This is a genomic window from Calidithermus terrae, from assembly GCF_003574345.1.
GTDB lineage: Bacteria > Deinococcota > Deinococci > Deinococcales > Thermaceae > Calidithermus > Calidithermus chliarophilus.
The window spans coordinates 1-14,035 of record NZ_QXDL01000105.1; the positions used below are offsets into that span (position 1 = coordinate 1).

Annotated in this window: 10 protein-coding genes and 1 pseudogene; 5 read left to right on the top strand and 6 right to left on the bottom strand. The window is 68.6% G+C overall.

The genetic code is table 11. From position 1 onward, the window contains the following. The 3 genes from Mterra_RS12540 to Mterra_RS12550 all read right to left on the bottom strand — a co-directional run. Nucleotides 1-717: S8 family serine peptidase (locus Mterra_RS12540; RefSeq protein ID WP_147372747.1), on the bottom strand; the 717-nt coding region annotated here is incomplete at its 3' end. 344 nt (nt 718-1,061) lie between these two features. Continuing rightward, entirely contained in the window at nt 1,062-1,487 is a 426-nt protein-coding gene (locus Mterra_RS12545; RefSeq protein ID WP_147372749.1) for an Ig-like domain-containing protein, read from the bottom strand. 150 nt (nt 1,488-1,637) lie between these two features. After that, nucleotides 1,638-3,263 carry a hypothetical protein gene (locus Mterra_RS12550; RefSeq protein WP_147372752.1) on the bottom strand — a complete coding sequence of 542 codons (1,626 nt, stop codon included), beginning with the start codon at nt 3,261-3,263 and terminating at the stop codon, nt 1,638-1,640. A gap of 398 nt (nt 3,264-3,661) precedes the next feature. On the opposite strand from Mterra_RS12550, the gene proS reads away from it, so the two are divergent. From proS to Mterra_RS12570, 4 genes are all read left to right on the top strand, one after another. Further along, nucleotides 3,662-5,095, top strand: a complete 1,434-nt coding sequence (gene proS / locus Mterra_RS12555; protein WP_119315493.1) for a proline--tRNA ligase — start codon at nt 3,662-3,664, stop codon at nt 5,093-5,095. Between the two features lie 326 nt (nt 5,096-5,421). After that, a complete protein-coding gene (locus tag Mterra_RS12560; RefSeq protein WP_119315494.1) occupies nt 5,422-6,411 on the top strand; it encodes a Gfo/Idh/MocA family protein in 990 nt (329 codons plus the stop codon). 321 nt (nt 6,412-6,732) lie between these two features. Then, nucleotides 6,733-7,386, top strand: coding sequence for an endonuclease III (nth, locus tag Mterra_RS12565; RefSeq protein ID WP_245971619.1), 654 nt, complete (start codon nt 6,733-6,735; stop codon nt 7,384-7,386). Further along, nucleotides 7,383-8,009: a VOC family protein gene (locus Mterra_RS12570; protein ID WP_245971618.1), complete on the top strand. Its 627-nt coding sequence runs from the start codon at nt 7,383-7,385 to the stop codon at nt 8,007-8,009. The genes nth and Mterra_RS12570 overlap by 4 nt, the downstream gene beginning before the upstream one ends. 51 nt (nt 8,010-8,060) lie before the next feature. On the opposite strand, the gene torA is transcribed toward Mterra_RS12570, so the two are convergent. Together torA and Mterra_RS12580 are read right to left on the bottom strand one after the other, a co-directional pair. Then, on the bottom strand, nt 8,061-10,508 hold the full coding sequence (torA, locus tag Mterra_RS12575) for a trimethylamine-N-oxide reductase TorA (RefSeq protein WP_119315496.1): 2,448 nt from the start codon (nt 10,506-10,508) through the stop codon (nt 8,061-8,063). Between the two features lie 14 nt (nt 10,509-10,522). After that, complete coding sequence (locus Mterra_RS12580; RefSeq protein ID WP_147372753.1) at nt 10,523-11,116, bottom strand: hypothetical protein; 594 nt, start codon at nt 11,114-11,116, stop codon at nt 10,523-10,525. Nucleotides 11,117-11,629: 513 nt separating this feature from the next. Here Mterra_RS12580 and Mterra_RS12585 point away from each other — a divergent pair. Further along, entirely contained in the window at nt 11,630-13,243 is a 1,614-nt protein-coding gene (locus Mterra_RS12585; protein ID WP_119315498.1) for a long-chain fatty acid--CoA ligase, read from the top strand. 365 nt (nt 13,244-13,608) lie between these two features. Here Mterra_RS12585 and Mterra_RS22355 read toward each other — a convergent pair. After that, nucleotides 13,609-14,035, bottom strand: a pseudogene (locus tag Mterra_RS22355) (S-layer homology domain-containing protein); the annotation flags it as partial.

A 14,035-nucleotide genomic window follows, 5' to 3' on the forward strand; every position in this document is an offset into this window, starting at 1 on the left:
GTGCGTCCCGTGGCCGTTGCAGTCGTCGGGGTTGTCGTCGGGGGCGGGGGTGGGGTTGTAGGCGGTGTCCGCGGGGTTGGCGTTGTAGGCGTCGCCCACGAAGTCGTAGCCGTAGGCCACCCGGCAGCCCGGCCCGAAGCAGCCGCCCAGGTCGGGGTGGTGGTAGTCGACGCCGGTGTCCATCACGGCCACCTTGACGCCCGCGCCGGTGTAGCCCAGCTCGTTCTGGGCCACGTCGGCGCCGGTCATGGCCAGGGCGGTGGCGAGGTCGGGGTCGGCAACCGGGGCGGTGGGGGGTAGCACCACCGTAGCCACCGGGTACACGGCCTTCACCCCGGCGACGCGGCCCAGCCTCGAGCGCTCAGCGCTGCCGGCCAGTTCGATCGAGAGCCCGTTCCACAGCTCCTTGTACGCGAAGCGCTCCTTGTACTTCAGCCCGGCCCTGCGGGCGTTGTCCCGGAAGGCTTGCTGCTCGGCCTCGAGGGCGGACAGGCTGGTCCCGTCGGCTGCCGGGGGGCTGGTCAGCTCGACGAACCACAGCCTGGTGCTTTCGTCGGTGGGTGAGGTGTCGGGCGATGGAAGGGGGGACGCGGGGGTCACCTCCTGAACGCTCTGGGTGCTCACGCCTTGGCCTTGGCTCGAGGGCTTGGGGCTGCAGGCCGCCAGGGCCAGCAGAAATACCGCGGTGATCGCCAAAAACCAGTACTTCCAATGCATAGGGGTTTCACCTCGCTAATGCGGGATTGGAGCGCTTAAACCTCGAGGTTTCCTGACGAAGACAGTCCTCACCCCCTTTCAAGCCACCACGGAAGGCGGAGAATTCCAGCAGGCCAAACGAGCGCATCTGCCATCGAAACCACGCCCTGCCCGAGCGCCAGACTGCCCGATACCCCGGTTGTTCGTTGGCCCCAGTATACGCCCCGGGCCTCGAGAGCCGGGGCGTTACCCCTGACGTTAAGGAGGCATGGCAAAAAGGAAGCATTCCGACCGCACCAGGCGCCCCGGGCAGCCCCGGCCGCCGCCAACGTCTCCGGCTCATCGCGCCGGTCCTCACCGGGAGGTCAGGAGGTTTGCGGGCAGGGCGTGTCGGCTTTCCCGATCAGCACCGTCACCCGAACAAGGTTGCTGCTGGCCTCGAGCCCCTGGCCGTCGTAAGCCCGGGCCACGAAGTCGTAGGCTCCGTCGTCCGGCTCGCCAAAGCCCTGCTCGGGGTAAACCAGGCCGTAAGGCGCGGAAGCATCGGTCCCGATCAGCAGAGGTTGGAGGTCGGCGCCCAGTTCCTGCTTGTAGAAGTCCACCCGGGTCACGCCCGGACCCGCCGTCGCGGTGAGGGTGACGGGGCCGGGACAGACCACGCGGGTGGGCGAAGCGCTCAGGTGAACGGTGGGGCCGGTGGTCTCAGGCGGCGGCTGCAGCCGGGGCTGGTAGCAGCCCGTCAGGAACCAGCCGGGCACCAGGAGTGCTGCCAGAACATACCGGACCTTCACCCTAACTCCTTTCCGAGCCCGCAATTCGCTCGACCACCTCTGAGGGTACTACCCGGGGGGAAACACCAAATTAACGGATGCCGGAGGCCCGCCCACGGGCGGGCCTCCGGGCTGGACACAGCTCGACGGATCGCGGGCCGACCGTGTACGTCAATCCGCCTTCGGCGCGCAGCCGGGCAGCTTGAAGCTCCCGACGCGGGTCTGCCACCCGGCAGGGCTGGAGGCCTGCCCCGCGGCGGTGTAGTACTCGTTGACGTACCAGAAGGTGCAGTCGTCGGTGGGGTCGATGTTCATGGAGGTGTAGTCGCCCCAGCGCGAGTTGGTGGTCGTCTGCACCCCCGATCCGTTGGCGATGACGCCCTCGCCCAGGGTCATCTGGCCCAGCGGGTCGCCGCTGAGGCGGCCGGTGTAGCGGATGCCGGGGTAGACACTCACCCCGTTGACCACGCTGTAGCCGAGCGCGACGTTGCCCTGCCAGTCCATGGCGACGCTGCCCATCCAGCGGTGGACCCCGTCGCCGGGGGCAAAGGTGCCCTGCTGGTACACGGAGTACACCCCTCCCGAACGCCGGATCTCGTACCAGCGCATGCCCGCGACCCCCGGCAGGGCCTCTACCGACTGGCTGGTGACCAGGGCCTCGTGCTTGCCGAAGTTCCGGTACGCCAGGCGGTGGGTCGGGCGCTGGCGGTAGGAGAGGATGTCGAGGTACTGGGCGGGGTTGACGATGCCCGGCTGGGGCAGGCAGTCGCGGCTCGTCGGCGCGCAGGGGAAGATCGAGTCGAAGGCGGCGACCGGCAACTGGGCCGCCAGGCTCAGCGCCGCGGCCGGGTTCGCCCTCCACTGCACGGTCAGCTCGAAAACGTTGAGCGCGTCGAAGGCGGCGCCGTAGAAGCCCCCGTCGTCCTGGGTGCCGACGACCGGGGCGGCGATCCGGTCGATGGGGCGGCGCGTGCCGTCGATGTCGGGGGGCAAGAGCCCGTCACCCATCAGGTTGAGCGGCACCACGTCGGAGTCGAGGAAGAACTGCACCGCCCGGGCCTTGGGGTTGCCGGCGAGCATCTTGTTCTTCTCGAGCGCGTAGACGCTGATCCCGTAGCCATCGAACGTGCCGAAGTCGCGGGTGGTGAGGATGTAGGAGTCGGTCCAGACGCCGTACTTCGGGTAGTCGGGGAAGAAGTAGCCCCCGTCCGGGTCGGGCTGGGTGATGAAGGCGTAGCGGTAGTACGGCCCGGTCGGGTCGCCGGTCTGCGAGATGGCGACGCAGTTGTAGAAGGGCAGGGCCGGGTTGGCGAGGCCGCGGGTGGTGAACTGGCTGAGGATCCAGCGGTCCTCGAGCTGGTCGTAGAGCACGATGGGGTCGCCCGAGGGGTCGGTGCAGTCCTCGACGGCGAAGCCGTTCCACAAGTCGCCGATGCGCGCGGGCCCCATCAGCAAGTTGCCCTGCTTGTCGTAGACGGCAAAGGCCAGGTTGACCATCTCCACGTAGTGGTTGGGTCCGACGTCGCCGACGGGGTCGGGCGGGTTGACGCGGAAGCCGAAGAGGTTGAAGTTGTCCTGGTTGCTCAGGCCCTCGAAGGTGAGCAGCGGGGCGGCGATGGAGGCCGCCTGCACCCCGGGCCGCTGTGGCCGCAGCCCCCTCTGCACGGCCGCGTCACCCGAGAAACCCTGGGCCGCCGGGAGGGGACCACGATCGGGGCGGATCTCCCGCACCGCGTCGGGGTCGGAGGAGACCTCGCCGGGCGCCTGCCCGACCATGTCGCGAAGGGCGCGAGACACGTCGAAGGCCTTAGGCTCAGAGAATTTCGGGGGGACGCGCCGGACGGCACCGACGGCTTGAGCGTCGGGCCCGCCGGACGGCCGGGTCTGGGGCGAATTGCACGAGACAAATACAAAGAGCGTCAAAACCGCCAAAAGCAGCCTGCCCATAAATGCCTCCTTCTTACCCCGATGCCTGAATTGTGAAAAGCGAAAACTTCCTCAGCATAGGCGTTCGGGAAAGCAAAAGTCAAGGAATCAGTCTGGATAGCCGGTTCATGAAGATAACGAGGCAATTTACAGCCATTCGAAGGGCCGAAATTGCGGGAGCAGGCCCGCCGTTTCGAGGGAGCCGGAGGCCCGCGGCGGGGCCACGGCACGGCGGCCGGGGCCGGAGTGAGCAAGTATCATGGTGCGGTATGGCGAAGGAGAAAGGCCTCACCCCGCAGAGCCAGGATTTCAACGAGTGGTACAACGAAGTCATCCAACGGGCCGAACTCGTGGACTACGGCCCGGTGCGCGGCACCATGGTCATCCGGCCCTACGGCTTCGGGCTTTGGGAGAACATCCAGCGTGCCCTCGACGACATGTTCAAGGCCACCGGGCACACCAACGCGTACTTCCCCCTCTTCATCCCCATGAGCTTCTTCCAGAAGGAGGCCGAGCACGTCGAAGGCTTCGCGCCCGAGCTCGCGGTGGTGACCCACGCGGGCGGGGAGGAGCTCGAGGAGCCCCTCGCCGTGCGCCCTACCTCCGAGACCATCATCGGGCACATGTGGGCCAAGTGGGTGCGCACCTACCGCGACCTGCCCCAGCTCCTCAACCAGTGGGGCAACGTGGTGCGCTGGGAGCTGCGCACCAAGCCCTTCCTGCGCACGAGCGAATTCCTGTGGCAGGAGGGCCACACCGCCCACGCCACCCAGGCCGAGGCCGAGGCCGAGGTGCGGCAGATGCTGGGCGTCTACGCCAAGATGTCGCGCGAGTGGGCCGCGGTGCCGGTGTGGGAGGGGGTCAAGACCGAGAGCGAGAAGTTCGCCGGGGCGGTGTACACCACCACCATCGAGGCCATGATGCGCGACGGCAAGGCGCTGCAGTCGGGCACCAGCCACTACCTGGGCACCAACTTCGCCAAGGCCTTCGACATCCAGTTCCAGGACCGCGACCAGCAGAACAAGTACGTCCACACCACGAGCTGGGGGCTCTCCACCCGCATGGTGGGCGCGGTGATCATGACCCACGGCGACGACAAGGGCCTGATCCTGCCCCCGCGCATCGCCCCGGTCCAGGTGGTGATCGTGCCCATCTACAAGTCGGACACCCGCGAGCAGGTGATGCCCGCGGTGGAGCGGCTGGCCGCCGACCTCAAGGCCGCGGGCGTGCGCGTCGTGCTCGACGACCGCGACCAGTACAGCCCCGGCTTCAAGTTCAACGAGTGGGAGCTCAAGGGCGTGCCGCTGCGCCTGGAGATCGGCCCCCGCGACGTGGAGGCGGGCACCGCCGTGCTGGCGAGCCGCCTGGGGGGCAAGGAGACCGTGCAGCTCGCCGAGGTCGTGGGCCAGATCCCGCACAAGCTCGAGGCCTTCCAGGCGGCGCTCTACCAGCGGGCGCTCGAGTTCCGCGACAGCCACACCTGGGAAGTGGACAGCTTCGAGGAGTTCAAGGAAAAGGTCGAGCAGGGCTTCGTCAAGGCCTTCCACTGCGGCGACAAGGAGTGCGAGAAGCAGATCAAGGCCGAGACCACCGCCACCACCCGCTGCATCCCCTTCGACGAGCCCGAAGCCCACGGCAGTTGCGTCCGCTGCGGCAAGCCGAGCGCTTATGGCAAGCGGATCCTGTTCGCTAAGGCGTACTAGAGGGTCGAGGGTCGAGGGTCGATAGCCGGTAGCCGGGCGCGGGTCGTGCGGCGTGCGTCCTACGTCGTACGTCGTACGTCCTACGCCAAACGCAAAATGCCAAACGCAAGACGCGAAACGCCAGACGCCTTGGCACCCCCCTTAGCAAGGGGGGTTAGGGGGGGATAGCCCCTCCCCGCACGCGGGGAGGGACGGGGAGGGGTAGCTACACGCCACAGGCCGCGGGTCTCGAGCCTTTTGCTTATGGCTGACCGCTGACGGCTTCCTGATTGCCGGGGCGGAAACCATAGCTGGGGGCGCTTTCGGGCGCCCCCTACAATGTGGGAATGGACAAGATCCGCTGGGGCATCCTGAGCACCGGGCGCATCGCGGGGCGGCTGGCCGACACCCTGCGCGGCCTCGAGGGGGCCGAGCTTTGGGCGGTGGGCTCGAGGAGCCTCGAGGCCGCCCACGTCTTCGGGGAGCAGTATGGTATTCCCCGCCGCTACGGCAGCTACGCCGAGCTCGCCGCCGACCCCGAGCTCGACGTCATCTACGTGGCCTCGCCCCACAGCCACCACTACGCCCACACCCTGCTGTGCCTCGAGCACGGCAAGCACGTGCTGTGCGAGAAGGCCTTCGCCCACAACGCGCTCGAGGCGCGCCGCATGGCCCTGAAGGCCCGGCAGAAGGGGCTCTTCCTGATGGAGGCCATGTGGACGCGCTTCCTGCCGCACATGGTGAAGCTGCGCGAGCTGCTGGCGCGGGGGGTCATCGGCGAGGTGCGGATGATCCAGGTCAGCATGGGATTCCGCGCCCAGGTGGGCCCCGAGCACCGGCTCGTCAACCCCGAACTCGCCGGGGGCGCCCTGCTCGACGTGGGCGTGTACCCGCTCTCCTTCACCTCGATGGTCTGGGGAAAGCCCGAACGCCTCGACAGCCAGGTCTACCTGGGCCCCACCGGCGTGGACGAGCAGGCCGTCCTGCTGCTGGGCTACCGCGACGGCCGCATGGCGACGCTGATCTCGAGCCTCCACACCCCCACCACCGTCGCGGCCTACCTCTACGGCACCGAAGGCTACGTCGAGATCCCCAGCCCCTGGTACCGCGCCAAGTCGCTGGTGCTGCACAGAAACGGCCACGCCGAGACCCTCGAGTGCCCCTACGAAGGCCACGGCGACCAGTTCCAGGCCCTCGAGGCCATGAACTGCATCCGGGCGGGAAAGCTCGAGTCGGAGGTCATGCCCCTGTCCGAAACCATCGCGGTCATGGAGGTCATGGACGCGTTCCGAGCCCAGTGGGGGTTGCGGTATCCGGGGGAGTTAGTGGAGGCATAGTGGCTCGTGGCCCGTGGTTACCCCTCCCCTGCCCTCCCCGCGCACGGGGAGGGGCTATCCCCCCCAGCCCCCTTGCTAAGGGGGGAACAAGGCGTCTTGCGTTTTGCGTCTTGCGTTTGGCATTTTGCGTTTGGCGTACGACGTACGACGTACGACGTACGACGTACGACGTAGGACGCGCGCCCCGCGCTCAGCTACCGGCTATCAGCTATCAGCGATACACTTCAGGACGTGGCAGGCAAAAGCGTCACCCGAGGAAAGCAAAGGGCGAAGGCCCTCGAGAAGAGCCGACCCGAAGCGCCCGGCGCCCCGCCCGCCCCGGTGTTGCCGGATGAGCCGCTCGAGGCCAAGCAGGCCCGGGCGGCGCGGGTGCTGGAGGTGATGGAGGAGCTCTACCCCGACGCCGCGACCGAGCTCGAGCACCGCAACCCCTTCGAACTGCTCGTCGCCACCGTGCTCTCGGCGCAGGCCACCGACGCCTCGGTGAACAAGGCCACCCCTGCCCTCTTCGCCCGCTACCCCGACGCCGCCAGCCTCGCGCGGGCCACGCCGGAGGAGGTCGAGCCCTACGTCAAGAGCATCGGGCTCTACCGGGCCAAGGCCCGCAACCTCGTGCTGCTCGCCCGCAAGCTCGTCGAGGAGCACGGCGGGGAAATCCCGGTGGACAGGGCCAAGCTGCAGGAATTGCCCGGCGTAGGCTGGAAGACCGCCACCGTGGTGCTGGGCGCGGCCTTCCGGGTCCCGGGTATCGCGGTGGACACCCACCTGACCCGGCTGGCCCGCCGGCTGGGCTTCTCCGACAAGCGCGGCCCCGAGAAGATCGGGGGGGACCTCGAGCGCCTGTTCCCGCGCGAGAAGTGGGTCTTCACCCACCACGCCCTCATCCTCTTCGGGCGCTACCGCTGCACCGCCCGCAAGCCGCTGTGCGAGGGCTGCCCGCTGTGGGAGGTCTGCCTCAGCCGGGGGGCGTGGTGAGGGCCGTCCTGGATCACCTCGTCATCGCGGCGCACACCCTCGAGCAGGGTGCCGCGTACGTCGAAGGGCTGCTGGGCGTGCCGCTCAGCCCCGGCGGGCGGCACCTCCGGATGGGCACCCACAACCGCCTGCTGGGCCTGGGCGAGGGGGTGTACCTCGAGGTCATCGCCCTCGACCCCGAAGGCGCCGACCCGGGCCGCCCGCGCTGGTTCGGGCTGGACAACCCCCGCCTCCAGGCCGAGCTGCGCGAGTCCCCCCGCCTGATTCACTGGGTCGCCCGCGCCGACGACCTCCGCGCGGCGGTGGCGGCGGTGCCGGAGCTGGGCCGGGTCCACCGCATGAGCCGGGGCGACCTCGAGTGGGACATCACCGTCCCCGACGACGGAGCGCTGCTCGAGGGCGGCCTGGTCCCCACCCTGATCGCCTGGGGCGACACCCCGCACCCCACCACCCGCCTCCCCGACGTGGGCTGCCGCCTGCGGCGCTTGTGGGGCTCGCACCCGCACCCCGAGCGGGTCAGGGCCCGGTTGGGGGCGCTGGGGCTGGGGCTGGAGCTCGAGCCCTCCGACCGGACCGAGCTCAGGGCCGAGCTCGAGACCCCGGCGGGGCTACGGGCCTTTTAGACACACACGAAAGGCTGAGGCTTTCCGGCCTCAGCCTCGGAGCGAGCGGGTTCAGCCGCGCTCAGCACTCTTGGGCGGGTCGAAGGCCGTGACCTCGGGGAGCTCGCCGCCGAACTTCTCGAGCTGCACCAGCGCGGTGTGGGCGATGTTGCCCTGGGCCAGCTTGGAGGTGCCCCGGTCGATGGTCAGCACGTTGACGTCGCCGTGCTTGCACAAGGCCCCGACCTTGCCGGGCTCGGCGGGGTCGTACCAAGCGCCCTCGGCCATCACCACCACGCCCCGGCGCACCCGGTCGGTGACCACGGCCCCGGCCAGGGTCTGGCCGCGCTCGTTGAACAGCCGCACCACGTCGCCGTTCCGGATGCCCCTCGCCTCGGCGTCCACCGGGTTGATCCACACCGGCTCGCGCTCGTGCACCTCGTACCAGCGGCGGATCCAGGTGTTGTTGAGCTGGGAGTGCAGCCGGTACTTGGGGTGGGGGGAGGACAGGTGCAGCGGGTACTGGCGGGCCTTCTCACTGCCCAGCCGCTCGGCGGGCTCGAGCCAGGTGGGGTGCGGCGGGCAGTCGTCGTACTTGAAGCCCTCGATGGTCTTGGAGTAGATCTCGATCTTGCCGGAGGGGGTTCCCAGGGCGTTCAGAATGGGGTCTTTGCGGAAGTCCCCGTAGCGCACGAAGCTGCGGGACTCGCCGGGGATGGGGAACTCCACCACGCCCGTGCCGTTCCAGAAGGTGTCGAAGTCGGGCATGGGCAGCTTGAGCTGGGCGGCCTGCTTGCGGGCCTCGCCGTAGACGAAGCGGACCCAGCCCAGGGTGTCGCGGCCCTCGGTGAACTTGGGGCCGAAGCCCAGCCGGCGCGAGAGCTCGGCGAAGATCTCGAAGTCGCTGCGCGACTCGTAGAGAGGCTCCACGGCCTTCTTCATCGCGACGATGCGGACCCTCGAGTAGCTCCCCACCTGGGCGATGTCGTCGCGCTCGAAGGTGGTGCTCGCGGGCAGCACGATGTCGGCGAACTTGGCGGTGGGGGTCCAGAAAGGGTCCTGCACGATGACGGTCTGGGGCTTCTGCCAGGCCTGGATCAGGCGGTTGCGGTCTTGGTGGTGGACGAAGGGGTTGCCGCCAGCCCAGTAGACGAGCTTGATGTCGGGGTAGGTCTGGCGCTTGCCGTTGAAGTCGAAGGGCTGGCCGGGGTTGAGGAGCATGTCGGCCACGCGGGCTACGGGAATGGCGTTGGCGTCTTTGGAGAGCCAGGCCGCCCCGCCCGAGGCCGCGCCGGAGGTGATGCCGGGCAGGCCGGGGGCGCTCGCGGTGAGGTTGCCGCCGGAGTCGTAGTGGTAGCTCAGGCCGAAGCCGCCGCCGGGCAGCCCGATCTGGCCGAGCATCGCCGCCAGCGTCACCAGCATCCAGTGGGCCTGCTCGCCGTGGTGCTGGCGCTGGATGGCCCAGCCGCCCATCAGCATGGTGCGCTTGGCGGCCATCTGGCGGGCGAGGTTGCGGATCACCGAGGCCTCCACCCCGCTGATGTTCGCGGCCCACTCGGGGGTCTTGGGGGTGCCGTCGCTCTTGCCGGTGAGGTACTCGGCGAAGCGGGCGAAGCCGACGGTGTACTTGTCGAGGAAGGCCTGGTCGTGGCGCTTCTCGCTGTAGAGGGCGTGGGCGATGCCCAGCATCAGCGCGGTGTCGGTGCCGGGGCGGGGGGCGATCCAGCGGGCGTCCAGGTAGCGGGCGGTGTCGGTCACGCGGGGGTCTATGGAGACCACCTCGATGCGGCCCCGCCGTTTCTTGAGCTCCTCGATGGCCCCGTAGGCGTAGTGGTCGGCGGGGGCCCAGCCGATCTGGCAGTTGAGCAGGGGGTCGGCGCCCCACAGCACGATGAGCTGGGTGTTGTCCAGGATCACCGGCCAGGCGGTCTGCTGCTCGTAGACCTCGAGCGTCCCCACCACGTGCGGCATGATGACCTGGCCCGCCGCCGTGCTGTAGTCGCCGGTCCCGCCCACGAAGCCGCCGTGCAGGCGCAGCATGCGCTGCAGCAGCACCGGGGGGTTGTTGATCTGGCCCGCGTCGTACCAACCGTAGCTGCCGGCGAAGATGCTAGGGGGCCCGAACTCCTTCTTAACCCGGTTGAGCTCCTTCGCCACCAGGTCGAAGGCCTCGCGCCAGCTCACCCGCACGAAGGGCTCGGCGCCGCGCAACGTGGGGTCGGCGCCCGGGCCGTCGCGCAGGTAGCTCGCCCGCACCATGGGGTACTGGATGCGGTTTTGGGCATAGACCCGGTCGGCCATGGCCTCGAGCATGGGCGTGGGGTAGGCGTCCTTGACGTAAGGGGTCACGCCCACCATCCGCCCCCCGCGCACGTTGACGTAAAAAGCGCCCCAGTGGTTGGCGCTGATGCGGTTGGAGCGCTCGAGGATGGCTCCCGAAGGGCTCTGCGCCGCCGCCGAGGCCAGCGCCGCCGTGGCCGCCGTGGCCTGCAAGAATTTCCGCCGCGAAATCTTCTTCATACGATCCTCCCCCATCAGCGCTTGGCGTGGGCCTGCGCGTAGCGCGTGAGCAATTGGGTCTGTTCGGCCGTGAGCCCCGAGCGCGGGCCCATCCCGCGCATGATCGGCGGCCACTGGTTCGCCGTGAATTTGCCGGTCTCCGGCAGGGCGTGGCAGGTGCTGCAGCGCTGCTGGTAGAGGGCACCCGCCTGCTTCCACAGGGTGTTCACGTCGGCGATCAAAGCGCTCTTGGGCACCCACCCCACCACCTCCACCTGCTCCCAGACTGCGCCCCCCTCGTCCTTGCCCTGGCCCTTTACCCGGCGCTGCACCTTGCCGGTGAAGCTCGCCAGGAGGATGCGCTGGCCCTTGGCCGCGAAAAGGGCGCTGCTTCCCCCCTGGGGCGACCAGCCCTGAATCTGCACCTGGCTAAAGCCGGCCTGCTCCTTGAGCACCGCCACCTGGGTTCCGGGGACCAGCGAGCCCAGGCTGGCCCCTTTAGCCGCGCTGAGCAGGCTGGTGAACGTGCCGATGTAAGCGGTGCGCCCCTGTGCCGCCGCCCAAAAGAGCAGGCCGATCAGCACCAGCACCAGCCCAAGCTCGAGTCCAAGCCGACGTGTTGCCTCCACAGCTTCACCCCCTCCAGACCCCCGGCGGCAAAAATGGAACCGCCCGGAGGCAGTTCCTTTGCGCTCAGCAGGTCAGTCGGTTACCCGGCTGGCCCCGGAGAGAGGCCCCCGGCTGCACCGGGTGGCTTCCTCGGCCAGGGCGGCCCTTGGGGTCGTCACGGCTCGGAACTTTGTGTTAATGCTCGGCTGTAAAGGGGGTTGGAGCAAGAGACGATTGTCCTGAACGGGGAATGTGGAATGTGTATGGCTTATGGCGGGGACTGATGGCGGGTCATACGGCGTATGTCCTGCGGCGTACGTCTTACGTCGTACGCCGAACGCGAGACGCAAAACGCCTCGGCCCTCGGCCTCGGGCCCTAGACGAGCCACAGGCCCCATGCTTACGGCTGACGGTCCGTGCCTTATACCCAGGAGTCCAAAAAGCAAGTCAGCCCCCCAGCGGTGAGGGCTGGCCTTTTTATGCTCTGTTCACGCAAAAAGCGGTAGGCTTTTCGCACAGCAAAGGAGAACGCCATGCAGTCGACCATGATGGATTTTCCCCTCACCCTGCCCCATCTGCTCGAGCGGGCCAGAGGGCTCTTCGGCCGGCAGGAGATCGTCACGCGCCTGCCCGACAGGAGCCTGCACCGCTACACCTACGCCGACTTCTACCGGCGCAGCCGGGCGCTGGCGGCGGCGCTGCGGAAGGCGGGATTACGCAAGGGCGACCGGGTCGCCACGCTGTCGTGGAACACCTACGCCCACCTCGAGGCCTACTTCGGCATCCCGGCGGCCGGGGGCGTGCTGCACACCCTCAACCTGCGGCTGCACCCCTCCGACATCGCCTACATCGTCAACCACGCCGAAGACCGCTTCCTGATCGTGGACGACGTGCTCCTGAAGCTCTACGAGGCCATCAAGGACCACGTGAAGCTCGAGAAGGTCATCGTGGTGCCCCTCACCGGGCAGCCCGTGCCCGAAGGGCTCACCGACTACGAGGCGTTCATCGCGGAGGCCGGCGGCGGCTTCGAGTACCCCGAGCTCGAGGAGCGCGAGGCGCTGGGGATGTGCTACACCTCCGGGACCACCGGCAAGCCCAAGGGGGTGGTCTACTCGCACCGCTCGACCCTCCTGCACAGCCTGGCCTCCGCCCTCCCCGACGCGCTCGACCTCTCGGCCCAGGACGTGCTGTGCCCGGTGGTGCCGATGTTCCACGTGATGGCCTGGGGCCTGCCTTTCACCGGGGTGATGACCGGCTCGAAGCTGGTGCTGCCGGGGCCGCACCTCGACCCGGTGAGCCTGCTCGAGCTCTACGAGGGCGAGCGCGTCACCAAGACCGCCGGGGTGCCCACCATCTGGCTGGGGGTGCTGCAAACCCTGCAGAAAGACCCCGCCCGCTTCAAGCTGGTGCCCGGCATGGAGATGGTGGTGGGCGGCTCAGCCGCCCCCGAGGCGATGATCCGGGGCTTCGACGAGTTCAACCTCAAGGTGCTGCACGCCTGGGGCATGACCGAGACCAGCCCGCTGGGCACGACGAGCCGCCTCAAGCCCCACCTCAAGCAACGCTCCCCCGACGAGCAGTACGCCTACCGCGCCACCCAGGGCATCCCCACCCCGCTGGTCGAGGTGCGGGCCGTGGGCGAGAGGGGCGTGGTGCCCTGGGACGGCAAGAGCATGGGCGAGCTCGAGGTGCGCGGCCCCTGGGTGGCCCAGAGCTACTTCCGCCTCGAGAGCGAGCAGGGCAAGTGGACCCCCGACGGCTGGTTCCGCACCGGCGACGTGGTGACCATCGACCCCGAGGGCTACGTCAAGATCACCGACCGCACCAAGGACCTCATCAAGTCGGGCGGGGAGTGGATCTCCAGCCTCGACCTCGAGAACGCCCTCATGGGCCACCCCGCCGTCAAGGAAGCCGCCGTCATCGCCATCCCCCACCCTAAGTGGGCCGAACGCCCACTGGCCGCCGTGGTCCTCAAGGAAGGCATGAACGCCACCCCCGAAGAGCTGCGGGCCTTCCTCGAGCCCAAAGTCGCCAAGTGGTGGCTCCCCGACGCCTTCGTCTTCGTCAGCGAAATCCCCCGCACCAGCACAGGCAAATTCCTCAAGGCCCAGCTCCGCGAGCAGTTCAAGGACTGGAAGTGGGAGTGATCGGGCGCGGAATGCTGAGCGTCGAACGCTAAACGCCGAATGCCGAACGCCACAGGCAACCAGCGTTTTGCCTGTGGCTTGTGGTGAACCCTTCCTCTTCCCTCCCCGTACGCGGGGAGGGTTTATCCCCCCAGCCCCCCTTGTTAAGGGGGGTGAAGAAGGGGCGTCTCGCGTCTCGCGTACGGCGTACGACGTAGGACGTACGACCGGCGTCTGGCGTCTTGCGTTTGGCGTCTTGCGTACGACGTACGACGCAAGACGTACGACCCGCGCCCAGCGTTAGAAGCCCAGCTACCCGCACTCGATAAACCGAGCCCCCGGAGTGATCCGGGGGCTTCGTGGAAACAGGAGCGGATGCTGTGGGCCTAGAAGGCCACCTTCAGGCCCGCGCGCACGCCGAAGCGGAAGCTCAGGTTGTCGCCGAAGCCGGGGTTGCCCTCGAGGAAGAGGCCGAAGTTGCGGGAGAAGTTGAAGCCCGCGCCCAGGACGGCGTCGCCGTAGAGGGGCAGCGCGGCGGCGCTGGTGGTGTCGTAGCGCACGCCCAAGCCCAGGTAGGGGTCGAAGAAGGCGCCGCGGTTGAAGTTGCGCACCAGGTAGGCGGTGACGTTGACCGAGCCGCTGCCCAAGGAGTAGTCCACGCCGACGCGGGGGCCGAAGCCGAAGATCACGTCGTGCGCGCCGATGAAGGCGCTGATGCCCAGGGCCTGCTCGACGGGGCCGGCGGCCGGGGGCTCGATGGGGTAGGCGGCGCCCAGGCCGAAGTACAGGCGGGGCAGCGGCTCGGTCAACGTC